The sequence below is a fragment of the Streptomyces sp. NPDC059897 genome, assembly GCF_042730865.1.
Taxonomy (GTDB): domain Bacteria; phylum Actinomycetota; class Actinomycetes; order Streptomycetales; family Streptomycetaceae; genus Streptomyces.
In genome coordinates this window covers 1-22264 of the sequence record NZ_JBHWKQ010000009.1, presented here as the reverse complement: position 1 = coordinate 22264, position 22264 = coordinate 1, and the positions used below count along the sequence as shown (strand labels likewise).

Annotated in this window: 26 protein-coding genes, 2 tRNA genes and 1 other RNA gene; 9 read left to right on the top strand and 20 right to left on the bottom strand. The window is 71.0% G+C overall.

The genetic code is table 11. The annotated features are described in order from the left end of the window. Positions 1-113: 113 nt before the first annotated feature. Both ACFV9W_RS12535 and ACFV9W_RS12530 read left to right on the top strand, forming a co-directional pair. Complete coding sequence (locus tag ACFV9W_RS12535; protein ID WP_385758771.1) at positions 114-1628, top strand: MFS transporter; 1515 nt, start codon at positions 114-116, stop codon at positions 1626-1628. 77 nt (positions 1629-1705) lie between these two features. After that, positions 1706-2488: a TetR/AcrR family transcriptional regulator gene (locus ACFV9W_RS12530; protein WP_385758768.1), complete on the top strand. Its 783-nt coding sequence runs from the start codon at positions 1706-1708 to the stop codon at positions 2486-2488. Between the two features lie 5 nt (positions 2489-2493). On the opposite strand, the gene ACFV9W_RS12525 is transcribed toward ACFV9W_RS12530, so the two are convergent. The 4 genes from ACFV9W_RS12525 to ACFV9W_RS12510 form a co-directional block, all read right to left on the bottom strand. Continuing rightward, positions 2494-2955 (bottom strand): PPOX class F420-dependent oxidoreductase, encoded by a 462-nt coding sequence (locus tag ACFV9W_RS12525; protein ID WP_385758766.1) that lies wholly within the window; start codon positions 2953-2955, stop codon positions 2494-2496. A 39-nt stretch (positions 2956-2994) separates the two neighbouring features. Beyond that, positions 2995-3813, bottom strand: a complete 819-nt coding sequence (locus tag ACFV9W_RS12520) for a YceI family protein (RefSeq protein ID WP_385758763.1) — start codon at positions 3811-3813, stop codon at positions 2995-2997. A 395-nt stretch (positions 3814-4208) separates the two neighbouring features. Beyond that, a complete protein-coding gene (locus ACFV9W_RS12515) occupies positions 4209-6728 on the bottom strand; it encodes an MFS transporter (RefSeq protein ID WP_385758760.1) in 2520 nt (839 codons plus the stop codon). A 20-nt stretch (positions 6729-6748) separates the two neighbouring features. Then, on the bottom strand, positions 6749-7267 hold the full coding sequence (locus ACFV9W_RS12510; RefSeq protein ID WP_385758757.1) for a MarR family winged helix-turn-helix transcriptional regulator: 519 nt from the start codon (positions 7265-7267) through the stop codon (positions 6749-6751). Between the two features lie 197 nt (positions 7268-7464). On the opposite strand from ACFV9W_RS12510, the gene ACFV9W_RS12505 reads away from it, so the two are divergent. Next, a complete protein-coding gene (locus ACFV9W_RS12505) occupies positions 7465-7668 on the top strand; it encodes a hypothetical protein (RefSeq protein WP_385758754.1) in 204 nt (67 codons plus the stop codon). 18 nt (positions 7669-7686) lie between these two features. On the opposite strand, the gene ACFV9W_RS12500 is transcribed toward ACFV9W_RS12505, so the two are convergent. The 5 genes from ACFV9W_RS12500 to ACFV9W_RS12480 form a co-directional block, all read right to left on the bottom strand. Next, positions 7687-8484 (bottom strand): hypothetical protein, encoded by a 798-nt coding sequence (locus tag ACFV9W_RS12500; RefSeq protein ID WP_385758751.1) that lies wholly within the window; start codon positions 8482-8484, stop codon positions 7687-7689. 71 nt (positions 8485-8555) lie between these two features. Further along, the gene (locus ACFV9W_RS12495; RefSeq protein ID WP_385758749.1) at positions 8556-9494 is read right to left on the bottom strand and encodes an RNA polymerase sigma factor SigF; all 939 of its coding nucleotides are present in this window, start codon (positions 9492-9494) and stop codon (positions 8556-8558) included. Positions 9495-9741: 247 nt separating this feature from the next. Continuing rightward, entirely contained in the window at positions 9742-10611 is an 870-nt protein-coding gene (locus ACFV9W_RS12490; protein ID WP_385758747.1) for an RNA polymerase sigma factor SigF, read from the bottom strand. Between the two features lie 162 nt (positions 10612-10773). Next, positions 10774-11067 carry a Dabb family protein gene (locus ACFV9W_RS12485; protein ID WP_385758744.1) on the bottom strand — a complete coding sequence of 98 codons (294 nt, stop codon included), beginning with the start codon at positions 11065-11067 and terminating at the stop codon, positions 10774-10776. 35 nt (positions 11068-11102) lie between these two features. Next, positions 11103-11276, bottom strand: coding sequence for a hypothetical protein (locus ACFV9W_RS12480; RefSeq protein WP_385758742.1), 174 nt, complete (start codon positions 11274-11276; stop codon positions 11103-11105). 443 nt (positions 11277-11719) lie between these two features. On the opposite strand from ACFV9W_RS12480, the gene ACFV9W_RS12475 reads away from it, so the two are divergent. Further along, positions 11720-11890, top strand: coding sequence for a hypothetical protein (locus ACFV9W_RS12475; protein ID WP_385758739.1), 171 nt, complete (start codon positions 11720-11722; stop codon positions 11888-11890). Between the two features lie 70 nt (positions 11891-11960). On the opposite strand, the gene ACFV9W_RS12470 is transcribed toward ACFV9W_RS12475, so the two are convergent. The 4 genes from ACFV9W_RS12470 to ACFV9W_RS12455 form a co-directional block, all read right to left on the bottom strand. Continuing rightward, positions 11961-12045 (bottom strand) — tRNA-Ser (locus ACFV9W_RS12470). Between the two features lie 10 nt (positions 12046-12055). Further along, positions 12056-12514: a tRNA adenosine(34) deaminase TadA gene (gene tadA / locus ACFV9W_RS12465; RefSeq protein WP_385759263.1), complete on the bottom strand. Its 459-nt coding sequence runs from the start codon at positions 12512-12514 to the stop codon at positions 12056-12058. A gap of 109 nt (positions 12515-12623) precedes the next feature. Then, entirely contained in the window at positions 12624-13178 is a 555-nt protein-coding gene (locus ACFV9W_RS12460; RefSeq protein WP_385758736.1) for a hypothetical protein, read from the bottom strand. A gap of 206 nt (positions 13179-13384) precedes the next feature. Next, complete coding sequence (locus ACFV9W_RS12455; RefSeq protein WP_385758733.1) at positions 13385-13600, bottom strand: hypothetical protein; 216 nt, start codon at positions 13598-13600, stop codon at positions 13385-13387. A 127-nt stretch (positions 13601-13727) separates the two neighbouring features. Between ACFV9W_RS12455 and upp the strand changes: the two genes are divergently transcribed. Further along, positions 13728-14363 (top strand): uracil phosphoribosyltransferase, encoded by a 636-nt coding sequence (gene upp, locus ACFV9W_RS12450; RefSeq protein ID WP_385758731.1) that lies wholly within the window; start codon positions 13728-13730, stop codon positions 14361-14363. Positions 14364-14482: 119 nt separating this feature from the next. On the opposite strand, the gene ACFV9W_RS12445 is transcribed toward upp, so the two are convergent. From ACFV9W_RS12445 to ACFV9W_RS12425, 5 genes are all read right to left on the bottom strand, one after another. After that, positions 14483-15133, bottom strand: a complete 651-nt coding sequence (locus ACFV9W_RS12445; RefSeq protein ID WP_385758728.1) for a LytR C-terminal domain-containing protein — start codon at positions 15131-15133, stop codon at positions 14483-14485. Between the two features lie 117 nt (positions 15134-15250). After that, entirely contained in the window at positions 15251-15547 is a 297-nt protein-coding gene (locus ACFV9W_RS12440) for a type II toxin-antitoxin system VapB family antitoxin (RefSeq protein ID WP_003955420.1), read from the bottom strand. Between the two features lie 243 nt (positions 15548-15790). Then, on the bottom strand, positions 15791-15928 hold the full coding sequence (locus ACFV9W_RS12435; protein ID WP_385758726.1) for a hypothetical protein: 138 nt from the start codon (positions 15926-15928) through the stop codon (positions 15791-15793). Positions 15929-15993: 65 nt separating this feature from the next. Continuing rightward, complete coding sequence (locus ACFV9W_RS12430) at positions 15994-16335, bottom strand: hypothetical protein (RefSeq protein ID WP_385758723.1); 342 nt, start codon at positions 16333-16335, stop codon at positions 15994-15996. Positions 16336-16537: 202 nt separating this feature from the next. After that, on the bottom strand, positions 16538-17119 hold the full coding sequence (locus ACFV9W_RS12425; RefSeq protein ID WP_385759260.1) for an HhH-GPD-type base excision DNA repair protein: 582 nt from the start codon (positions 17117-17119) through the stop codon (positions 16538-16540). A 126-nt stretch (positions 17120-17245) separates the two neighbouring features. Here ACFV9W_RS12425 and ACFV9W_RS12420 point away from each other — a divergent pair, with 126 nt between their 5' ends. Further along, positions 17246-17587: a cupin gene (locus tag ACFV9W_RS12420; RefSeq protein WP_385758720.1), complete on the top strand. Its 342-nt coding sequence runs from the start codon at positions 17246-17248 to the stop codon at positions 17585-17587. 51 nt (positions 17588-17638) lie between these two features. Continuing rightward, positions 17639-19540, top strand: a complete 1902-nt coding sequence (locus ACFV9W_RS12415; protein WP_385758717.1) for a propionyl-CoA synthetase — start codon at positions 17639-17641, stop codon at positions 19538-19540. On the opposite strand, the gene ACFV9W_RS12410 is transcribed toward ACFV9W_RS12415, so the two are convergent. Both ACFV9W_RS12410 and ACFV9W_RS12405 read right to left on the bottom strand, forming a co-directional pair. After that, positions 19517-20206 (bottom strand): sensor domain-containing protein, encoded by a 690-nt coding sequence (locus ACFV9W_RS12410; RefSeq protein WP_385758715.1) that lies wholly within the window; start codon positions 20204-20206, stop codon positions 19517-19519. The two genes, ACFV9W_RS12415 and ACFV9W_RS12410, sit on opposite strands and share 24 nt — an antisense overlap. 159 nt (positions 20207-20365) lie before the next feature. Further along, a tRNA-Ser gene (locus ACFV9W_RS12405) sits at positions 20366-20450 on the bottom strand. A gap of 144 nt (positions 20451-20594) precedes the next feature. On the opposite strand from ACFV9W_RS12405, the gene ffs reads away from it, so the two are divergent. Both ffs and ACFV9W_RS12395 read left to right on the top strand, forming a co-directional pair. Next, an RNA gene (gene ffs / locus ACFV9W_RS12400) (signal recognition particle sRNA small type) lies at positions 20595-20693 on the top strand. Between the two features lie 66 nt (positions 20694-20759). Next, positions 20760-22264: DNA polymerase III subunit gamma and tau (locus ACFV9W_RS12395; RefSeq protein WP_385758712.1), on the top strand; the 1505-nt coding region annotated here is incomplete at its 3' end.

Sequence of the window (22264 nt, the reverse complement as noted above, 5' to 3'; positions counted from 1 at the left end):
GCCGACTCGAACGCCGCCTCGAAGGCCGACTGAAAAACGCGGTTGTACGGCGTACAGCGAACCCTTTACGGTGTACGGGACGCACCAGTCCCGTACACCGTAAAGGAGTGCCCATGGCGCCCACGGCCGACCCGGCCATCGAGGCACCGCAGTCCGCGTCCGGCGGCCACCCCCAGCGCTGGATCATCCTTGGTGTCATCTGCCTCGCCCAGCTGACCGTGCTGCTCGACAACACCGTGCTGAACGTCGCGATCCCCTCCCTCACCCGGGAGCTGGGCGCCTCGACGTCCGACATCCAGTGGGTGATCAGCGCCTACTCGCTCGTGCAGTCGGGCCTGCTGCTCACCGCGGGCAGCAGCTCCGACCGCTACGGCCGCAAGAAGATGCTCGCGGCCGGACTCGCGATCTTCGGCGTGGGCTCGCTCGTCGCCGGACTCGCCGGGTCCACCGGCCAGTTGATCGCCGCGCGGGCCGGCATGGGCATCGGCGGCGCGCTGCTCATGACCTCGACGCTCGCCGTCGTCGTGCAGATCTTCGACGACGCCGAGCGCGTGAAGGCGATCGGCCTGTGGGCCACCGTCAACTCGCTGGGCTTCGCCGTCGGCCCCCTGGTCGGCGGCGTGATGCTCGACCACTTCTGGTGGGGCTCGATCTTCCTCATCAACATCCCGGTCGCGGTCATCGGCCTGATCGCCGTCGTCGCCCTGGTCCCCGAGTCGAAGAACCCGCAGGGCGACCGCCCCGACCTGCTCGGCGCGCTGCTCTCGACGATCGGCATGACCGGCGTCGTCTACGCGATCATCTCGGGCCCCGACGACGGCTGGACGTCCACGACCACGCTGACCTCGGCGGCGATCGGCATCGTCTTCATGGCCGCGTTCGTGACGTGGGAGCTGCGGATCCCGTATCCGATGCTCGACATGCACTTCTTCCGCAACCAGAAGTTCACGGGCGCGGTGACCGGCGCGATCCTCGTCGCGTTCGGCATGGGCGGCTCGCTGTTCCTGCTCACCCAGCACCTCCAGTTCGTGCTCGGATACGGGCCGTTGGAGGCGGGGCTGCACACCGCGCCGCTCGCACTGACCGTCGTCGCGCTCAACCTCACCGGCGTCGGCGCGCGGCTCCTGCCGAAGATGGGCACGCCGCTCGTCATCGCGACGGGCATGACGTGCATGGCGGCGGGTCTCGCGGCGATCGCCCTGCTCGGCGGGGACGACTACGGCGGCATGCTGCTCGGCCTGGTGGTGATGGGCGCGGGCATCGCGTTCGCCATGCCGGCCATGGCCAACGCCATCATGAGCGCGATCCCGCCGGAGAAGGCGGGCGTGGGCGCCGGGGTCAACGGCACGCTCGCGGAGTTCGGCAACGGGCTCGGCGTCGCGGTCCTCGGCGCGGTCCTCAACGCCCGGTTCGGCGCGCTCGTCGCGGTGTCCGCGGCCTCCTTCCCCGCGGCGATCGCGGCGGCGGACTCGGCGGGCGAACGGGCCCGGATCAGCGACGCCTTCGCCTCCGGCCTGGAGACCAGCCAGCTGGTCGGCGCGGCCGCCGTCCTCGCGGGCGGCCTGCTCGCGGCGGCGTTGCTGCGCAGGGCGGAACGGGCAGAATCAGCAGCGGTGACTTCCGCTTAGCATCGGTGCGGGCGGGGAGCGGTCCTGTGCGCAGGCCCGCCCCGCGCGCGTACGAGGAACCCCTGGGAAGGAACGCCATGGCGAAGGCAGCGCGGATGAGCGTCTGGCTCGAGGACACCGATGGCGCCGCGGAGTCCAGGCCCAGAGCGTCGCGCGGCCGGCGGGCCGAGCAGCCCAGCGGACTCGACCGGGAGCGGATCACCGAGGCGACGGTGAGGCTGCTGGACGGGGAGGGGCTCGCCAAGTTCTCGATGCGGCGCCTGGCGGGCGAGCTGGGCGTCACCGCGATGTCCGTCTACTGGTACGTCGACAACAAGGACGACCTCCTCGAACTCGCCCTCGACCAGGCCTTCGGCGAGCTGGAGATCCCGGACACGGACGCGGACGACCTGCCGGACTGGCAGACGCAGCTGCGCGAACTGGCCGCCACGTACCGCGCGTTGCTGGTCCGCCATCCGTGGATCTCGCCGCTCGTCGGCAACTTCCTCAACGTCGGCCCGAAGTCGCTGCTGTTCTCGCGCGCGGTGCAGCGGGTGATCGCCCGCACCGGCCTCTCGCTGGCCCAGCAGCGCGGCGCGGTCTCCTCGGTCTTCCAGTTCGTGTACGGCTACGGCACCATCGAGGGCCACTTCCGGCAGCGCTGCGCCGAGGTCGGCCTCACGCAGGACGAGTACTTCCACAAGGCGATGGCCGCGTTCTCCGTCCCGGAGGACATGGCGGACGACTTCCAGCACGCCGAACGGATGATGGAGGCGGTGGAGGAGGGCGGCGACGTGGACGCGATGCGCGACATGGACTTCCAGGTCGCCCTGGACCTCCAGGTGGCCGGCATCGAAGCGCTGGTCGCCCGCCGGGCTTGATTTCGCTAAGCCAACCTCGCCGGGAACCCGCCCGTGGCCACCGGCCCCCACTTCTCCGGCGTCACACGAATAATCGACTTCCCCTGCTTGACCATCGCCTCGCGGTACTCGTCCCAGTCCGGGTGCTCCCCCGAAATGCACCGGAAGTACTCGACGAGCGCCTCGACGGAGTCCGGCGAGTCGATGACCTCCGCCGACCCGTCGACCTGCACCCACGGCCCGTTCCACTCATCACTGAGCACGACGAGGCTGACCCGCGGATCCCGCTTCGCGTTCCGCGTCTTCGCCCGCTCCGGGTACGTGGAAACAACGATCCGCCCGTCGCCGTCGACCCCGCAGGTCAGAGGTGAGGCCTGCGGGGACCCGTCGGCGCGGGCGGTGATGAGGAGGGCGCGGTGCCGGGGTCGCACGAAATCGAGCAACTCGTCCAGTGAGACACGGGTGTTGGTCGCGATGTTCGGAGCCATGCTTCGCAGCCTAACCCCGGCCACCGACACCCGCCGGTGTCACATCTGCGGCAGCGCGTCGCCCTGTACGGCCTGGATGTCGAGCTCGACCTTCAGCGTCGCGCCGATCGCCGCGATGCCGGCCTGCACGACCTGGTTGTAGTTCATCGCGAAGTCCTCGCGCTTCAGCTCGGCCGTCGCCTTGAACGCAGCGCGGGTGCCGCCCCACGGGTCGGCGCCGGTGCCCAGGTAGCTGAGGTCCAGGTCGACCTGGCGCGCCACGCCGTGCAGGCTCAGCTCGCCGTGGACGGTCCAGCGGTCGGTGCCCGCGGGGTCGATGGAGGTCGACCGGTAGGTGATCTCCGGGTACGTCTCGACGTCCAGGAAGTCCGGGGACTTCAGGTGACCGTCGCGCATGCCGTTGCCGGTGTCGATGGACGCCGCGTTGATGACGGCCTCGACCCGCGACTTCTCGACGTCCTGCGCTATGTCGATGCGCGCGGAGAAGTCGGTGAACCGGCCGTGCACCGAGGTGATCCCCAGGTGCTGCGCCGTCGCCGCGATCGTCGAGTGCATCGGGTCGACCATCCAGGGCCCGGGCGGCGGCAGCTCGGCCCCGCCCTGCCGGTGCAGCACGATGCTGCCCACGTCGGCCCGGCCGCTCGCCGTCACCATCGCGGTGGAGGCGGCGGGGGCGTAGCCGACGGCGGTCACGATCACCGTGTAGGGACCGGGCGCAAGGGTGGCCGGGTCGTGCACGGCGCCCTCGTCATCGGCCTCGGCCCGCAGCACCTGCGAACCGGTCATGTCGGTCACCGTGACGACGGCGTGCGGCAGGGCCCACCCGTCCCGCGTGCGGATCCGCGCGCTCAGTCCCATGCTTTTGCTCTCCTAGCTCAAGTTCATACGTACGTAAGGGGGCTGGTCATCGCTCCCCCTACGTGGACGGGCCCCGGCCGGCCTGCGTCACGGCCGTCCCCTGCCGTTCGGCGACGCCGCCGGGTCCGGGGCCCATTCTCACAACCGGGCCGGTGTGGTCCGCGTCCGCTCAAAGCGCGAACCACACCTTCAGGTGGCCCGGGGCTCAATGAGGCCTCCTCTGACGGGTCTTGCTGGAGTCGTGGGCCCTGGCACGCACATCTGCTGCGTTGTCGTCGGTTGCCAACGCTCCGCGTTGACGCCCTCCTCCGCCTTGCAGCTGCACGCACCAGCACCCACTCGCCGGAACCGGCCATGCCGGCCTCCCGCATCCAGCCCGACCCGTCAGAGAAGCCCTACTCGCCGGGGTGGGCGAGTTCGATGTCGTGGCCGTCGACGCCGCTGCCGTTGACGCTGAGGCCCGTGGCCACCGGCGGGTAGCCGGTCGCGATCACGGTGTACTCGCCGCCGTCCAGGTCGGTGAAGGCGTACGCGCCGTCCTCACCAGTGGTGGCGGTGGCGACCACGTTGCCCGCGGCGTCCACCAGCGTGACCCGCGCGTCGTTCAGCGCGCGGCCCGCGGCCCGGACGGTGCCCTGGACCTGGGAGCCGGAGTGCAGGTCGATCTCGACGCGGGTGACACCGGAGCCGGTGACCTCGACGGGCAGCGCGGTGGGGCGGTGCCCCGGCGCGTTCACGGCGATGGTGACCGGGCCCGGGATCAGCTCGGCGAAGGTGAACTCGCCGCCCTGCCCGGACTGGCCCGTGGCGAGGACATCGCCGCGGACGTCGGTGACGATGACCATGGCTCCGGCGACCGGCTCCTTGGTCTCGCTGGCCCGCACCACACCGGTGAGGCCGCTCGTCCCGCTGAGCAGGATGTCGTACGTGACCGACTCCTCGCCCACCAGGACGGTGGAGGCCTGCGGCTGGTAGCCGTCGGCGGAGGCGATCAGGACGTAGGAGCCGGCGCCGGGGGCGTCGACGCTGTACGAGCCGTCGCCCTGGGCCACGGAGCGGCCCAGCTGACGGCCGCCGAGGGAGATCAGCGTGACCGCGGCGCGGGGCACCGGGGCGGACTCGGCGCCGCGGACGAAGCCGCGGACCGGGGTGCCGCCGCCGACGGGCGCGTCGCCACCGGCGGAGGCGACGGTGGCCAGCCGCTGGGTCTGGGTGTCGGCCACGGGCTGACCCGCACCGACGAGGCTCGGCACCGGCTCCGGCGCGGGCGCGGGGGCAGCGGCCTGGGCCGGGGCCGCGGCGGGCGTCGAGTCGCCCTGTGCGGCCTGTTCGAGGGCTCCGGTGGTACGCAGGGGAACCTCCTTGATGAAGATCGTGAAGATGAACGCCAGGAACGCGATCGGCGCGGCGTACAGGAAGATGTCGGCGATGCCGGCCCCGTACGCGGCCTCCAGCCAGTTGCGGATCGGGCCGGGCAGCACGGACATGTCCGGCAGCGAACCGCCGGCCATCGCCTTGCCGGCCGCCTGCTGGTCCTGCGGGCTGAGCTGGCCGATGGTGTCGGTGGCGTGGTGGCTGATGCGCGTGGTCATCACGGAGCCGAGCGCCGAGACGCCGATCGTGCCGCCGAGGGACCGGAAGAAGGTCACCACGGAGGAGGCGGAACCGAGGTCCTGGGGGGCGACCTGGTTCTGCGTGCTCAGCACGAGGTTCTGCATCATCATGCCGACGCCGAGACCCAGCAGCGCCATCCAGATGGCGACGCGCCAGTACGGGGTGTCGTACTCGATGGTGCCGAGCAGGCCCAGACCCGCGGTCAGGAACAGGCCGCCGGCGACGAGCCAGGCCTTCCACTTGCCGGTCCTGGTGATGATCAGGCCGGAGACGGTGGAGGAGATGAACAGGCCACCGATCATCGGGATCGTCATGACGCCCGACATCGTGGGCGTCTTGCCGCGCGCCAGCTGGAAGTACTGCGAGAAGTACACGGTGCCCGCGAACATCGCGACACCGACGAACAGCGAGGCGACCGAGGCCAGCGTGATGGTGCGGTTCTTGAAGAGGCGCAGCGGGATGATCGGCTCGCTGGCCTTGGACTCGACGAGCACGAAGATCAGGGCGAGCACGATCGCACCGCCGACCATCGTGTAGGTCTGCCACGACAGCCAGTCGTACTTGTCGTCGGCGAAGGTGACCCAGATGAGGAGCAGGCAGACCGCGGCGGTGATGAAGAAGGCGCCGGCCCAGTCGACCTTCACCTTCCGCTTCAGCACCGGCAGCTTCAGCGTCTTCTGCAGCACGATCAGGGCGATCAGCGCGAAGGGCACACCGACGAAGAGGCAGTAGCGCCAGCCGAGCCAGTCGGTGTCGGTGATGACGCCGCCGAGCAGCGGGCCGCCGACGGTCGCGACCGCGAACGTGGCGCCGAGGTAACCGGAGTAACGCCCGCGCTCACGCGGGGAGATCATGGCGGCCATGATGATCTGCGCCAGGGCGGACAGACCACCGGCGCCGATCCCCTGGATCGCACGGGCGGTGATCAGCATGCCCGGGTTCTGCGCGAAGCCGGCGACGACCGAGCCCACCACGTAGACGACCAGGGCTATCTGGACCAGGGCCTTCTTGCTGAACAGGTCCGCCATCTTGCCCCACAGGGGCGTGGTGGCGGTCATGGCGAGCAGCGAGGCCGTGACGACCCAGGTGTACGCGGACTGGCCACCGCCCAGATCGCCGATGATCTTCGGCAGGGCGTTGGTGACGATCGTCGACGAGACGATGGCGGCGAACATGCCGAGCAGCAGCCCGGACAGTGCCTCCATGACCTGCCGGTGCGACATGGGGGCACCCGCTTCGGGGGCGGCCCCTGAATGCTTGGGATGGCTGCCCCGCACACCGGACGGTGTGGTTGTTGCCATGGGATTCCTTTTCTTACGTATTACGCGGGTGTACGGGTGGTGGGCTGAGCGGCCGACTCGGTGGTCGGCTCGGTGGCGGCCTGCGGAACCGTCGCTCGGGACCCCGTGGTGCGGCAGTCGCCGAAGCTGTCGCGCAGTCGCGTCATCAGGGCGATCAACTGATCGACCTCGTCGTCGGACCAGTCGCTCAGCCGGTCGGCGAGCAGCTGGGTGCTCCGTTCGTTGAGCACCTCCATCTGCTTCGAGCCCTTGTCGGTGAGGCTGAGGATGCGCGACCGCTTGTCAGCGGGGTCGGGATGGCGCTCGATCCAACCGCGGTCCGCGACGTGTGCCACGTGCCGGCTGGCCACGGACACATCCACGGCGAGCAGCTCGGCCATGCGGCTCATCCGCATGTCGCCGTAGCGCTTGAGCAGCGTGAGAACCGCGGCCGAACCGGTCGGGCAGTCGTGCGGAAGGATCCGCGCCATGTCCCTCTTGACGGCTCCGAAGGCACTCATCTGTCGCGCCAGCTCGTCGTAGTGACGTTGTGCGGCCACGGCACCTCCTGACCAAAAGATCTTTATTTGTTGCTTAGGGCAACCATAGAAGCAGTTGGTTGCCACAGGCAAACGAAAGAGGGTCATCGCGGATAAAATCGCGGCAAAGATCGAGTGCAAATCAGTAAAGCCGCAGCTCAGGCGGTATGCGCGCGGACTGTGGCGCCGTTCACGGCAATTCGCTAGGGTCCTGCCCCATGGCTAACAACCCCCAAGGCCCCGGCCCCCAGGGCAGTAACGACCCCGCGGGCAACACCCAGATGTTCCGCGCCTTCGTCGACGAGCAGCAGCCCGCGCGTCAGCAGGCGGCCGCGAAGTCAGGACCCAGTGTCGGCCTGATCATCGGCATCGTGCTCGCGGTCGTCGTGGTGGCGGGCGTGGCCTGGCTCGCGCTCAAGTAGTCCGTACCCGGAGCCGGTTCACTTCCAGTCGACGTCGACGTCCTTCGTCTCCAGGCGCATCCCGAGCGGGACGCGCCAGGAGTCGACGCACACGGTCCACGTCTTTTGCACCCGCTCCCCGGCCCCGATGGGCACGGGGAGCTTCTTGGTGACCTCGACGGTCGCCCAGTCGATCCCCAGCGCGCCGATGACGTGCGTCTCGAAGGTCGCGGTGCCCGAACGCACGGCGCTGCCACCGGAGTTGGCCAGCGGCAGCGTCACCTTCTGGCACCAGCGCTTGTCGGCCTTCTTGAGCACGGGCTCGCCGACCTTGAGCGCGGCGGGTCCCGCGGGGGTCGAGCCGCCCGAGCCACCCGATCCGCCCGAGCCCGCCGAGGGGGACGTCGAAGGGGCCTCGGCCTCGGCCTCGTCCCCGGCCCCGTCCTTGCCGGGGGCGGCGCTCTTCGGGGGTTTCGCGGCGGCAGGCGGTGCGCCGCTCTCGCCGGGGGTCTGCGCGGCCGGGGGCACGTCGCCGAGCCCGCCCGCGCCGCCGGCCTTCCCGGCACCCTTGCCCGCCGGATCGGACCCGGCAGCGGAAGACCCACCGGGTCCGTCCGCCTCCGGTGGGTCGAGGGGGACGAGCCGCACCTTGCCGGTGGGGGCGACCCGGTCGCCCGGCTCCGTGGGCGCCGCTCCGGCCGCGCCCACGGCCACGTAGCCATCGGGGCCCTCGCCGCCGTCGAGGGCGACGACGACGCCCGTGCTCGCGCACACCACGGCGACCGAGGCGACGCCGACGGCGGCCTTCCTGTGACCGAGCAACCAAGTCCGCAGCATCGCGCCAGTGTGTCTGACGCTCCGTCAAATCGGAACCCTGCGGACCCGGTTGAAAGGATCAGCCGATGTCCTCAGTCCGCGATCAGGCCCTCGCGCAGCTGCGACAGCGTCCGCGTGAGCAGCCGGGACACGTGCATCTGCGAGATCCCGACCTCCTCGCCGATCTGCGACTGCGTCATGTTCGCGAAGAACCGGAGCATGATGATCTGGCGCTCGCGCGGCGGCAGCTTGGCGAGCAGCGGCTTGAGCGACTCGCGGTACTCGACGCCCTCCAGGGCCGTGTCCTCGTAGCCGAGGCGGTCCGCGAGGGAGCCCTCGCCGCCGTCGTCCTCGGGTGCGGGCGAGTCCAGGGAGGACGCGGTGTACGCGTTGCCCACCGCGAGGCCGTCGACCACGTCCTCCTCGGAGACGCCGAGCACGGCGGCGAGCTCCGGGACGGTCGGCGATCGGTCCAGCTTCTGCGCGAGCTCGTCGCTGGCCTTGGTCAGGGCGAGCCGCAGCTCCTGGAGGCGGCGCGGCACCCGCACCGACCACGAGGTGTCGCGGAAGAACCGCTTGATCTCGCCGACGACCGTGGGCATCGCGAACGTCGGGAACTCCACGCCCCGTTCGCAGTCGAAACGGTCGATCGCCTTGATCAGACCGATCGTGCCGACCTGGACGATGTCCTCCATCGGCTCGTTGCGACTGCGGAAGCGGGCCGCCGCGTACCGCACCAGCGGCAGGTTCAGCTCGATCAGGGTGTCGCGGACGTACGCCCGCTCGGGGCTGTGCTCGTCGAGCGTGGCAAGACGCAGGAACAGGGAGCGGGACAGGGTGCGGGTGTCGATGGCCCCGCTCGCCCGGGGCGCCACGGGCACCTCGGGGCTCTCGGCGGCCTGGGTCGGCACCGAAACGGGAACAGGAGCGTCGATCAGCGCGGCAGGCGTCTGCTCGCTCAGGTCATCGGTCGCGGCGGGCGCGCCGGGCGTGAGCGTGAGCACCTTCGAGCTGCCCTGGTCTGCGGACATGCCACCCCCTTGAGGTCGCGGACGGTCGCGGCGGACGCTCCCGTCAGGTAAGAGCGCAGCCTCCACCTGAATACCGGACGCGGGGCTGCGCCAAACGCCGTTCCAGCAGAATGTCACATGTCGGCAACACGCTGTAGTGACATGTCGACATGTAAGGGATGGATCGGTGCAGGAAGCAGGGGGTGTGGCGCGAGGTGGTGCGGATTCTCGCGGGAAAAGCCCCGCGAGCCTTGTCTACCCGTTCGAGCTAGGCATCGATCCTGTTTGCGGACCGAAGTCGAGCGAAGCTTCGGGCGAGGAGCCTTGACACGTGCATCTGCGAGACACCGAGCTCCGCGCTGATCTGGGACTGCGTCAGATTGCTGTAGTAACGAAGCAGCAGGATCCGCTGCTCCCGCTCGGGCAGCTGTACGAGGAGGTGCCGCACGAGGTCGCGGTGCTCGACGCCGTCCAGCTCCGGGTCCTCGTAGCCGAGCCGGTCGAGCAGGCCCGGCATCCCGTCGCCCTCCTGCGCCGCCTCCAGGGACGTCGCGTGGTACGAGCGGCCCGCCTCGATGCAGGCGAGCACCTCGTCCTCGCCGATCCGCAGCCGCTCGGCGATCTCGGCGGTCGTGGGGGAGCGCCCGAAGGCGGTCGTGAGGTCCTCGGTGGCGCTGTTGACCTGCACCCACAGCTCGTGGAGCCGGCGCGGTACGTGGACGGTGCGGACGTTGTCCCGGAAGTAGCGCTTGATCTCGCCGACGACGGTCGGCATCGCGAAGGTCGGGAACTGGACGCCGCGGTCCGGGTCGAACCGGTCGATCGCGTTGATCAGCCCGATCGTGCCGACCTGGACCACGTCCTCCATCGGCTCGTTGCGGCTGCGGAAGCGGGCCGCCGCGTACCGCACCAGCGGCAGGTTGGCCTCGATCAGGGCGCCGCGCACCCGGGAGTGCTCGGGGCTGCCCGGCGGGAGGTCCTTGATCTGGGCGAAGAGGACCTGGGTCAGCGCGCGGGCGTCGGCGCCGCGGCTCTTCGCGGGCGCGGGCGGTGCCTCGGGCGCGGGCGGTGCTTCTTGAGGCGCAGTACTGGCCGGCACGGTCAACTCCACCTCTGTTTCCGTCAACTCATCGGTCAAAAGCGGTCATAGCATCACAAGACATGTGCACTGTGTGCAAGCACCGCATAACTCCGTGTTGGAGGCCCAGTTGGGGGCACGGAAGGGGGTCCAGGACGCCGAGGGGCCCCTCACCGGAACGGTGAGGGGCCCCTCGAACGTGTGACGGTCCGGAGTGCGGGCTCAGAACTCGTAGTCCGCGATCACCCACGTGGCGAACTCGCGCCACAGTGCGACGCCCTCCTGGTGCGCGGGGTGCTCGATGTACCGCTTCAGCGCGTCGGTGTCCTCGACGGCCGAGTTGATCGCGAAGTCGTAGGCGATCGGCCGGTCGGTGATGTTCCAGTCGCACTCCCAGAACGTCAGCTCGGGGATCTTCTCGCCCAGCGCGCGGAAGGCGGCGACGCCCTCGGTGACGCGCGGTTCGTCACGGCTCACGCCGTCGTTGAGCTTGAAGAGGACCAGATGGCGGATCACGGGTGCTCCCTGGGGTGCTGACGGGTGGCTTGCGGCTACTTCCCGCCGTTGACGACCCAGGTCATGAAGTCGCCTATGGACTGGGCGGCGGACGATACGCCCTCGAACCCTATCTGGACGTAGTCGGCGGCCTTGGAGGGATCGGTGATGATCACGTAGAGCACGAAGACCACCCCGACGAAGAGCGCGACCTTCTTCGACTGCACCACGTTGCCTCCCCGTACCCGTGTCCGATCCCGCCCGACCCCTGTCGGCCGGCGGCGAGTCTAACGCGGACGATCACCGACGCGACCTTTAAGGACCAACGGCCTGCGGTTATGGGCCCTTTGCCGACGTCACGCACCCCCGCAAAGCGGCAGTATTGGTGATGAGCCCGGAGGGTCTGGCAGGAATCCGAAGGGCAGGGACGGTCCCCGACTGCGGGGTCCACGCCGCAGCTTCCCCCCCAGAAGCGGCGCGGACTACGGGAGTCCGTCCTCATCGGGGGGAGTGGTTTGTCCCCCCGATGCCACTCCCCCCGACCCGAGCGCGACGTGAAGGCCCCGGCACCGATCGACAGGTGTCGGGGCTTTTCCGTGTCCGTCCCTTCACTCGCCGTGCCGGGGAGGACCATGGGGTCGCCCACACGACGAGTGCAGGGAGGTACATCCCCATGGCCAACCAGACGCAGGCCCTCGGAAGGGGAGTCACCACGGGTGCGGAGAGCTTCTGGTACATCCTCGGGTGCATCTCGTTCGGAGCCGCCTACTTCGCGAAGATCCCCTCGAAGAAGGCCCTGTCCGAGGTCCGGTTCGCGGACGGTCGGCCGTCGCAGGCCGGCTGAGCACCGCCGGGCGGGCGAGCCGGACACAAACGAAGGGGCGGATCCTTGGCGGATCCGCCCCTTCGGACGGCGGTAGCGGAGGGATTTGAACCCTCGGAGAGTTTCCCCTCACTCGCTTTCGAGGCGAGCTCCTTCGGCCGCTCGGACACGCTACCGAGAGGAACTCTAGCCCATGGTGGGCCGTGGTCCGAAATCCGTATCTCTGAAGAAACGGGTGAGCTGTGTCGCACACTCCTCGGCGAGCACTCCGGAGATCACTTCGGGCCTGTGGTTGAGCCGCCGGTCGCGGATCACGTCCCACAGCGAACCGGCCGCCCCGGCCTTTTCGTCGCGGGCCCCGTACACGACCCGGTCGACGCGGGACTGCACGAGCGCGCCCGCGCACATGGTGCACGGCTCCAGGGTGACGACGAGCGTGCAGCCGGTCAGCCGCCACTCGCCCACCGCCTCCGCGGCCCGCCGCAGCGCCAGGACCTCGGCGTGCGCCGTCGGATCCCCCGTCAGCTCCCGCTCGTTGTGCGCCCGCGCGAGCACCGTGGTCCCGTCCGGCGCCAGTACGACGGCGCCGACGGGCACGTCACCGCCCGCCGCGGCGAGCCCGGCCTCGGCCAGGGCCTGCCGCATCGGCGGCTTCCAGGGGTCTCGTACGGGATCGGGGACGGGATCGGGGACGGGATCGGGGACGGGAGCGGAGTCGGAGGGTGTCACGGCGAGGAATCTATCCCCGCGGCGGTCAGCGCACCGTCTCGAGGACCTCCGATGCGCCCAGCGCGTCGGCGATCTCGCTCAGCGCGTCCGCCCCGTCGAGGGTGAGCAGATCCTTCTCGCCGACGCCCAGGTCGGCCAGGACCGCGCTGTCGCCGAGCGGCCCGGGCGGCACCACCTCGGCTCCGGCCTCCTCGTCGTCGGACGCCTCCTCGCCGTCCGGTTCGCCGTCCTCCGTCCCGTCCAGGTCCAGCGCGTCCAGGTCGTCGACGGCGTCCGAACCGTCCGGAGCCTTGCCGAGCAGTTCGTCGGTGAGCAGGATCTCGCCGTAGCTGCTGCGGGCGGCAGCGGCCGCGTCGGAGACGTAGATGCGAGGGTCCTCCTCGCCGTCGATACGGACGACGCCGAACCAGGCGTCCTCTTGTTCGATGAAGACGAGGATCGTGTCGTCCTCGGCGCCGGCCTCGGCCGCCGCCTCGCGGGCCAGGTCGGACAGGTCCGACAGGGTCTCCACGTCGTCGAGCTCTGTGTCGCTCGCTTCCCACCCGTCTTCGGTGCGCGCGAGCAGTGCGGCGAAGTACACCGTGACTCTCCCACTGGTCTTAAGGGTGCCGGTCGGGAATCCCCCCGGCGGGGTTCTTGGAGGCGGGGAGTGCAGTTCAAGCCCCGCCCACTCGGAATCGTGGCAGAAAGTCCGGCTCCAGGAGAGGTCTTCCGCGCGCTGTGTTCGCGGCGCGTCTTCCGCAGGGCCCCGCAGGAGGACGATCCGGGGCGGATCCGCGGGCTCCGTCACCAGCGAAACGTGCGCATCCGCATCTGCTGTCGCATCCGCGCGGCCCGGGCGCGGCGCGGCTGGACCCTGGCGCGCAGCTCCCGCGCCTCCGTCAGCTCCCGCAGGAACAGGGCCCGCCTGCGCCTGCGCTCGGCGTCGCTCTCCTCGTCGGTCCCGGCCCCGGCAGCCTCCGGCTCCCGCTCGGGCCGCTCCCGGCGCTTCTCGTCCGCCATCGCCACACCACCCCAGTCCGCCCAGTCGGCGCCAGTCGGCGAGTCCTCTCCACCTTCCCTCCGCACCTGCCATTGATGCCACCGCGCGGGGGAGCCGTGGCCTCGTGGCCCGGTTACTGTTGAGGACATGCGGATCCACGTCGTCGACCACCCTTTGGTGGCGCACAAGCTCACCACGCTGCGCGACCAGCGCACCGACTCCCCGACCTTCCGGCGCCTGGCCGACGAGCTGGTCACCCTGCTCGCCTACGAGGCGACCCGGGACGTGCGCACCGAGCAGGTCGACATCGACACCCCCGTCTCGCGGACGACCGGCGTCAAGCTGTCGCACCCGCGCCCGCTGGTGGTGCCGATCCTGCGCGCGGGCCTCGGCATGCTCGACGGCATGGTGCGCCTCCTGCCGACCGCCGAGGTGGGCTTCCTCGGGATGGTGCGCAACGAGGAGACGCTGCAGCCCGCGACGTACGCGACACGGATGCCGGACGACCTCTCCGGGCGCCAGGTGTACGTCCTGGACCCGATGCTGGCCACGGGCGGCACGCTCGTCGCGGCGATCCAGGAGCTGATCAAGCGCGGCGCCGACGACGTCACGGCCGTCGTGCTGCTCGCCGCCCCCGAGGGCGTCGAGATCATGGAGCGCGAGCTGGCGGGCACGCCGGTGACCGTCGTGACGGCCTCGGTCGACGAGCGGCTCAACGAGAACGGGTACATCGTCCCGGGCCTCGGCGACGCCGGGGACCGGATGTACGGAGTGGCCGAGTAACCGACTCCCGAACGAAAAGAGCCGCGGACATGTCGTCCGCGGCTTTTCGTCTTACGGGGCCCGGTCAGCAGGCCCCGGTCACCGGGCCCCGGTCACCGGGCCCCGGTCAGCAGGCCCGGTCAGCAGCCCGCGCCGGAGGCGGACGGCTTCGGCTTCGGCTGGTTCAGCGCAGACAGCGCCTTGTCCGCGGCCGGCTTCTTCGTGAGCTTCTTGAAGCCGGAGCCGATGATCAGGTCGACCTCGGCGGGCTTCGTCCGCTTGTCCGCCTTCAGCTCGGCGCCGGTCAGCTGCGTGCCGAGGACGGGCAGCGCGGCCTCGGTGGCCGCGGAGGCGCCGAGCAGCAGGCCGGAGCCCTTGACCTTCTTGTCGTACGCCTTCGTGGCGTTGCCCACCTCGCCGATCTTGAAGCCGCGCTTCTTCAGCTCGTCCGCGGTCTTCTTGGCCAGGCCGCCGCGGGCCGTGGCGTTCAGCACGTTCACGGTGATCTGGGAGGGCTTCGGCAGCTTCTGGGCCGCCTTGCCGGGCGAGGGCGACGCGCTCGGCTTCTTCTCGCACGCGCCGGACTTCGCCCCCGCGGCGCTGGCCTTGTCACCCCCCGTGAAGACGTCGACCAGCTGGAACGAGCCCCAGCCGATCAGCCCGATCGCGGCGACGGACGCGACGACCGCGAGCACGATCCTGTTGCGCGGGCGCCCGCGCCGCATCCGGGGGTACTTGTCCCCTGTGATGCGGTACTTGCCGCCCATGCCGGGTGGAGTGAGCATGCTCATGAGCGCAGCGTAATCCTGTGCGGCGACGATGCCTATTAAATGATCACGGTCAGTCGCTCAGTCCAACCCAAAAGGGCCAATACGGTCCTGAGCCGACGTCAGTCGTGGGGGGCGCGGTCAGCCGAGCTCGAGCACGCGCGCGTGCAGCACCTGGCGCTGCTGGAGCGCGGCGCGCACGGCGCGGTGCAGCCCGTCCTCCAGGTAGAGATCGCCCTGCCACTTCACGACGTGCGCGAAGAGGTCGCCGTAGAACGTCGAGTCCTCGGCGAGCAGGGTCTCCAGATCGAGCTGGCCCTTGGTCGTCACCAACTGATCGAGGCGGACCGGGCGCGGCGCGACGTCCGCCCACTGCCGGGTGCTTTCCCGGCCGTGGTCGGGGTACGGCCGGCCGTTTCCGATGCGCTTGAAGATCACACGGAAAGCCTACCGGGCAAGGCTCTCCGGGCGCAGCCATGGGGACTCGGTACACAGCCAGGAAATACCGTGCGGAACCGGTTCCAACCGGGTCCAGTCGCGTCACCGAGGGGGGCCTGAAATGAGTGGCGCCGTGGGTGAGTTGACGGAAAGCAGGCGTGCCCGTGGCTCTTCCGGGGTAGTCGCGCGCGCTCCGTTGACGGGCGGTTCCCCGCGTCCCGTGCGGGGCGCGGGGAACGGGCCTCAGCGGCGGTTCTTCCCGCCCGGCGTCCGCCGGTCCCGCGCGGTGGGCGGGGGCGTCTTCTCCGTGGTCGCGCGTTCGCCGCGTGCGGCCTCCGCGCGCATCAGGGCGCGCAGAAGCGCGTAGGGGTCCTTGGGCATGTGTGTGCTGCCGTCCTTGTGAGGTCGTGCGTGTGTACGAACGGGTCCGGGGTGGGGCGGACCTGTCAGCAGCGCAGGACGACGGTGCGCAGGGCGCGGTGGGACGGCGGCGCCGGGTGCGCCGTGGTGTCGGGGCGCGCGCACGGGAGCGGGCGCGGCGGGACGCACGGGGGCGGTGTGGTGAGGATCCGGACGGGATGGCCCGTCGGCAGCCGGAGGGCCTCTTCGGAGGCGTCCCTGGTCCCCTCGCCCGGCTCGCAGGAGGAGGCGACGGCGGGCGGCGGCGCCGAGGCCCCGGCGGGGGCGGCGGCGAGCGGCGCGCACAGCAGGGCGAGCAGCACCACGAGCGCGCGCACCAGGCCCGGGACACGGTGGCCCGGGGCGGTGGCGGACACGGCGGCGCTCATGCCCGGTCATCTGCCCACCACCGGCCACGACGTGATCGCCGAAGCCCGAGATCCGCCCTCATGGGCTACGGGGACTCGCATCCGGCTGACGGCAATCCAGCGCCGCCGGTAATCAAGCCCCGCCGGCGATTGAGGCGCGGGGCCCGGGGCGGAGCCCCGAGACGCCCACCACGGCCCCGCAGAAGCCGCCCACCCGGCCCCGCTACTTCGCGGCCTTCGCCGCGGCCTTCATCTCCTGCTTGTGCGCACGCACCTTCGTGAGGGACTCGGGCCCCGTGATGTCGGCCACCGAGCGGAACGCCTTCGGCTCGCCGTACGCGCCCGCCGCCTCGCGCCAGCCCGTCGGCCGCACGCCGAGCTGCTTGCCGAGCAGGGCCAGGAAGATCTGCGCCTTCTGCTTGCCGAAGCCGGGCAGGTCGTTCAGGCGCTTCAGCACCTCCTTGCCGGTGTCGACGCCCTCCCACACGGCGGCCGCGTCCCCGTCGTAGTGGTCGACGAGGTACTGGCACAGCTGCTGCACCCGCTTGGCCATGGAGCCGGGGTAGCGGTGCACGGCCGGCTTCTCGGAGAGCAGCGCGGCGAAGGCCTCGGGGTCCTGGGCGGCGATCTCGTACGCGTCGAGGTCGTCGACGTTCAGGCGCGTGGCGATGGTGCGCGGGCCCGCGAACGCCCACTCCATGGGCACCTGCTGGTCGAGCAGCATCCCGACGAGCGCGGCGAGCGGGCTGCGGCCGAGGAGTTCGTCGGCGGCGGGCTCCTGGGCGAGGTGGAGGGTCACGTCCATACGGCTCATACGTCGATGATCGCGCCGTGCCGTCCCGGTCGCCACGCCGGGGTCCCCCGCGCCGCGCCGCCACGATCGGGCGCCATCGCGTCGCATAGGGGCGCCGTCCGAGGTAACTCTGACGTCATGACTTCCACGACGCCCGCCCCGTACGATCTCGCGGCCCTCGCCGACGACCATCTGACCGCGGCCCGCAAGGCCGAGCACGGCCGCAGCGCGGAACTCCTGATCAAGGAGGACCCGCTGCTGCGGCAGAGCGTGATCGCCCTGACCGAGGGCAGCAACCTGGAGGAGCACAACGCCCCGCCCGCCGCCTCCCTCCAGGTGCTGCGCGGCCGCGTCCGCCTCACCGCGGTCTCCGGCGACGTCACGCTCGCGCAGGGCCAGCTGCACGCCATCCCCCAGGAGAAGCACGGCCTCGTCGCGCTCACGGACGCCGCCGTGCTGTTGACGGCGGTCACCGCCTGACCTGATCGTGTTCCCGTCGCTTCCGCGGGAACTGCGCTAAGGAGTGCGGGTATGCCGTCGTACGAGGAAGTCTTCCGAGCGAGCACCGAGGACCCCGAGGGCTTCTGGCTCACGGCGGCCGCGGCGATCGACTGGGACACGCCCCCGACCAGGGCCCTGGACTCCTCGCGGGCCCCCTTCCACCGCTGGTTCCCCGACGGCGGGCTGAACGTCTGCCACAACGCGCTCGACCGCCACGTCGCCGCGGGTCGCGGAGCCCAGCCCGCACTCGTGTACGACTCACCGGTGACCGGCACCAAGCGCACGTACACCTACGCGGAGCTGACCGACCAGGTCGCCCGCTTCGCCGGTGTGCTGAGCGGCCTCGGCGTGACCCGCGGCGACCGGGTCGTCCTCTATATGCCGATGGTCCCGGAGGCCGTCGTCGCGATGCTCGCCTGCGCGCGGATCGGGGCCGTGCACTCGGTCGTCTTCGGCGGCTTCGCGGCGAACGAGCTGGCCGTGCGGATCGACGACGCGGCACCAAAGGTCGTCGTGTCGGCGTCCTGCGGCATCGAGGGCGCGCGGGTGATCCCGTACAAGCCGCTCCTCGACCAGGCGGTCGACCTGTCGGAGCACAAGCCGAACGCCTGCGTGATCCTGCAACGCCCGCAGGGCCCTGCCGAGTTGACGGCAGGGCGGGACGTCGACTGGGAGGAGGCGATGCGCGGGGCGACCCCCGCCCCCTGCGTCCCGATGGCGGCCACGGACCCGCTGTACATCCTCTACACGTCCGGCACGACCGGAAAGCCCAAGGGAGTCGTCCGCGACTGCGGCGGCTACGCGGTGGCGCTGCGCTGGTCCATGGAGGCCGTGTACGACGTGGGCCCCGGCGAGACCATGTTCACCGCCTCCGATGTCGGCTGGGTCGTCGGCCACTCGTACATCGTGTACGCCCCGCTCCTCGCCGGCGCCACGACCGTCCTCTACGAGGGGAAGCCGGTCGGCACCCCGGACGCGGGCCAGTTCTGGCGGGTGGCGGCGGAGTACGGCGTGAAGACGCTGTTCACGGCGCCGACGGCGTTCCGGGCGATCAAGAAGGTCGACCCGGAGGGCGAGTGCACGCGCGCGTACGACCTCACCGCGCTGAAGTACCTGTTCCTCGCGGGGGAGCGGCTCGACCCGGAGACGTACCACTGGGCGGGCGAGCTGCTCGGCATCCCGGTGATCGACCACTGGTGGCAGACCGAGACGGGCTGGCCGATCGTGGCGAACCCGGTGGGCATCGAGGCCGCGCCGGTGAAGGCGGGCTCCCCGACGTTCCCGCTGCCGGGATGGGACGTGCGCGTCGTAAATGGCGACGGCAAGCCGGTGCCGCCCGGCGAGGACGGCGCGATCGTGGTCCGCCTCCCTATGCCGCCCGGCTCGCTCCCCACCCTCTGGAACGACGACGAGCGCTTCGTCTCCTCGTACCTCTCGGCGTTCGACGGCTACTACCTGACCGGCGACGGCGGGCACGTCGACGAGGACGGCTACGTGTTCGTGATGGGCCGCACCGACGACGTCATCAACGTCGCGGGCCACCGCCTGTCGACCGGCGGCATGGAAGAGGTCCTCGCCGCGCACCCCGATGTGGCGGAGTGCGCGGTCATCGGCGTCGCGGACTCCCTCAAGGGCCAGGTGCCGCGCGGCTTCGTGGTCCTGAAGTCGGGCGTCTCGTCGGACCCCGCGGTGGTCGAGGCGGAACTCGTCCAGCTCGTACGGGACCGGATCGGCGCCGTCGCGTCCCTGAAGGAGGTCGCCGTGGTGGCGGCCCTGCCCAAGACCCGCTCCGGGAAGATCCTGCGCCGCACGATGCGCGGCATCGCCGACGGCCTGGACGAACCAGTGCCGTCGACGGTGGACGACGCGGCGGTCCTGGACGCGCTGCGCCCGGTCCTCACGCGGGGGTCAGCGGCGCGCGCCGAGCAGTGAGCGGATCGCGACCCGGTCGAGGTTTGTCAGCACGCGCACCAGCTGCGGCGTCAGGAAGACGAGCACGAACCCGATGGCCGAGACCGCGGCGATCTGGGCGGGCGACTCCACGTAGTACGCGTGGTGCACGCCCGCGTCGGTCGTGAAGTCGTAGATCCGGTAGCCGGGCCAGTCCAGGTAGCGGTGGAAGACCCAGGAGTAGGTCGGGAAGAGCGCGACCACCCAGCCGGTGACCAGGAAGGTCACGGACAGGACGAAGGACAGCACGCGCCACGGGAACATCACCGTGTGGAAGAGCAGCGCCTTCCACCCGGCGGCGTCGGCGAGCCGGCCGCGCAGGCCGGGGGCCGGGGCCGCGGGCGCCGCCACGTCCAGTCCGAGCAGGGCCCGCGCCCGGCCCCGCTCGGCCGCGCCGAGCCCGCGCGCGCCTCCCAGCGCCGCCGCGAGGACCGGAAGGCCGATCCACACGACGAGCGTGCCCACGCCCAGGGCGAACATCGTCACGGCGAAGACGAACCCGGCGATCGCGACGGGCAGCGACGTGATCGTGTGCCCGATCTCGCGATGGGTGACACCGGAGAACGGAGCGCGCCAGAACCCCGGTCGGGCCGGGTCCCGCGGCGCGGTCGGGGTGGTGCTCGCGTAGGACAGCGTGGTCGAGGTCATGCCACAAGCGTCGCGATTCGACGGCCCCGGGGACATGGGGCTGCGGGGTGTCTTGGGGGTGGGGTTATCCCCAGCTCCCGGGCTCAGGGCCGCCGCGGAACGACGAAGGGCCCCACCGCCGAAACGGTGGGGCCCTTCGTCTGCCCTGACGGGCGGGTGCGGAGGATACGAGATTCGAACTCGTGAGGGGTTGCCCCCAACACGCTTTCCAAGCGTGCGCCCTAGGCCACTAGGCGAATCCTCCGCCGCAAACAATACAAGACGCTGAAGGGTGCTCGCGACCACGTTGATGATCAAGGTCGGTGACGGATCGGTCGACGGATCCGTCGACCGGTCAGAGGGTGGACCTCCGGGTTCTTTCCACGGGTGGGGATCGGGTACTGTTGGCGTCAGCCCCTCACGTGGCGCTATCTGACTGAACTCCCCCAGGGCCGGAAGGCAGCAAGGGTAAGTCGGCTCTGGCGGGTGCGTGGGGGGCGTTTACGTTTCCGGGGTGGCCGGCGATACCCGTGGGCGGGTCCGGTTGTCAGTGCGCGCCTATAACCTCGTATGCGTGTCGTCTCTCGCGCTCTACCGCCGTTACCGCCCGGAGTCGTTCGCCGAGGTCATCGGGCAGGAACATGTAACCGACCCGCTGCAGCAGGCGCTGCGGAACAACCGGGTCAATCACGCGTACCTGTTCTCGGGCCCGCGCGGCTGCGGCAAGACGACCAGCGCGCGCATCCTGGCCCGCTGTCTCAACTGTGAGCAGGGCCCCACCCCGAATCCGTGCGGCCAGTGCCAGTCCTGCCAGGACCTGGCGCGCAACGGCCCGGGATCGATCGACGTCATCGAGATCGACGCCGCTTCGCACGGTGGCGTGGACGATGCCCGTGACCTGCGCGAGAAGGCCTTCTTCGGCCCGGCGAGCAGCCGCTACAAGATCTACATCATCGACGAGGCCCACATGGTCACGTCGGCGGGTTTCAACGCGCTGCTGAAGGTCGTCGAGGAGCCGCCGGAGCACCTCAAGTTCATCTTCGCGACGACCGAGCCCGAGAAGGTCATCGGGACGATCCGGTCGCGTACGCACCACTACCCGTTCCGGCTCGTGCCGCCGGGGACGCTGCGCGACTACCTGGGCGAGGTGTGCGGCAAGGAGGCCATGGCCGTCGAGGAGGGCGTGCTGCCGCTCGTCGTCCGGGCGGGCGCCGGCTCCGTGCGTGACTCCATGTCCGTCATGGACCAGCTGCTCGCAGGCGCGGGCGACGACGGTGTGACGTATGCCATGGCGACCGGCCTCCTCGGCTACACCGACGGCTCGCTGCTCGACTCCGTCGTCGAGGCGTTCGCCACCGGTGACGGCGCCGCCGCCTTCGAGGTCGTGGACCGGGTCATCGAGGGGGGCAACGACCCGCGGCGCTTCGTGGCCGACCTCCTCGAGCGGCTGCGGGACCTCGTGATCCTGGCCGCCGTTCCGGACGCCGCGGAGAAGGGGCTCATCGACGCCCCGGCCGATGTCGTGGAGCGGATGCAGGCGCAGGCGAGCACGTTCGGCGCCGCCGAGCTCAGCCGCGCCGCCGATATCGTCAACGCGGGCCTGACCGAGCTGCGCGGTGCCAACGCGCCGCGGCTCCAGCTCGAGCTGATCTGCGCGCGCGTGCTGCTGCCCGCGGCGTACGACGACGAGCGTTCGGTCATGGCCCGCCTCGACCGCATCGAGCGCGGAGGAGTCTTCACACCGGGCGGGCAGGGCCCCGCGCCTTCCATGGCGTACGTTCCCGGGCCCGATGCCCATGCCGCTGCCCCCGCGCAGGCCCCCGCGCCGCCCATGCCGCCCGTCGAGCCGGGCGGCGGACCCGCGGCGGCCCGGGCCGCGGTGCGAGGGGGCGGCCCGGGAGCCGCTCCCGGTGCGGCTCCGGCTCCGCAGGCTCCCGCGGCTCCCCCGGCCCCGGTGGCTGCGCAGGCCCCGGCACCCGCAGCCCAGGCCCCCGCGCCGAGCCCCGACCCTGCTCCCGCCCCGCCCGCGGAGGCCCAGCCCGCTCCTGCCGCCCCGGGCTCCTGGCCCACCGCCGCACC

Coding starts and splice junctions, on each gene's coding strand:
- ACFV9W_RS12535 (WP_385758771.1), top strand. CDS start 114: ATGGCGCCCACGGCCGACCCGGCCATCGAGGCACCGCAGTCCGCGTCC.
- ACFV9W_RS12530 (WP_385758768.1), top strand. CDS start 1,706: ATGGCGAAGGCAGCGCGGATGAGCGTCTGGCTCGAGGACACCGATGGC.
- ACFV9W_RS12525 (WP_385758766.1), bottom strand. CDS start 2,955: ATGGCTCCGAACATCGCGACCAACACCCGTGTCTCACTGGACGAGTTG.
- ACFV9W_RS12520 (WP_385758763.1), bottom strand. CDS start 3,813: ATGGGACTGAGCGCGCGGATCCGCACGCGGGACGGGTGGGCCCTGCCG.
- ACFV9W_RS12515 (WP_385758760.1), bottom strand. CDS start 6,728: ATGGCAACAACCACACCGTCCGGTGTGCGGGGCAGCCATCCCAAGCAT.
- ACFV9W_RS12505 (WP_385758754.1), top strand. CDS start 7,465: ATGGCTAACAACCCCCAAGGCCCCGGCCCCCAGGGCAGTAACGACCCC.
- ACFV9W_RS12500 (WP_385758751.1), bottom strand. CDS start 8,484: ATGCTGCGGACTTGGTTGCTCGGTCACAGGAAGGCCGCCGTCGGCGTC.
- ACFV9W_RS12495 (WP_385758749.1), bottom strand. CDS start 9,494: ATGTCCGCAGACCAGGGCAGCTCGAAGGTGCTCACGCTCACGCCCGGC.
- ACFV9W_RS12475 (WP_385758739.1), top strand. CDS start 11,720: ATGGCCAACCAGACGCAGGCCCTCGGAAGGGGAGTCACCACGGGTGCG.
- tadA (WP_385759263.1), bottom strand. CDS start 12,514: ATGCGGCAGGCCCTGGCCGAGGCCGGGCTCGCCGCGGCGGGCGGTGAC.
- ACFV9W_RS12455 (WP_385758733.1), bottom strand. CDS start 13,600: ATGGCGGACGAGAAGCGCCGGGAGCGGCCCGAGCGGGAGCCGGAGGCT.
- upp (WP_385758731.1), top strand. CDS start 13,728: ATGCGGATCCACGTCGTCGACCACCCTTTGGTGGCGCACAAGCTCACC.
- ACFV9W_RS12445 (WP_385758728.1), bottom strand. CDS start 15,133: ATGAGCATGCTCACTCCACCCGGCATGGGCGGCAAGTACCGCATCACA.
- ACFV9W_RS12435 (WP_385758726.1), bottom strand. CDS start 15,928: ATGCCCAAGGACCCCTACGCGCTTCTGCGCGCCCTGATGCGCGCGGAG.
- ACFV9W_RS12430 (WP_385758723.1), bottom strand. CDS start 16,335: ATGAGCGCCGCCGTGTCCGCCACCGCCCCGGGCCACCGTGTCCCGGGC.
- ACFV9W_RS12425 (WP_385759260.1), bottom strand. CDS start 17,119: ATGGACGTGACCCTCCACCTCGCCCAGGAGCCCGCCGCCGACGAACTC.
- ACFV9W_RS12420 (WP_385758720.1), top strand. CDS start 17,246: ATGACTTCCACGACGCCCGCCCCGTACGATCTCGCGGCCCTCGCCGAC.
- ACFV9W_RS12415 (WP_385758717.1), top strand. CDS start 17,639: ATGCCGTCGTACGAGGAAGTCTTCCGAGCGAGCACCGAGGACCCCGAG.
- ACFV9W_RS12410 (WP_385758715.1), bottom strand. CDS start 20,206: ATGACCTCGACCACGCTGTCCTACGCGAGCACCACCCCGACCGCGCCG.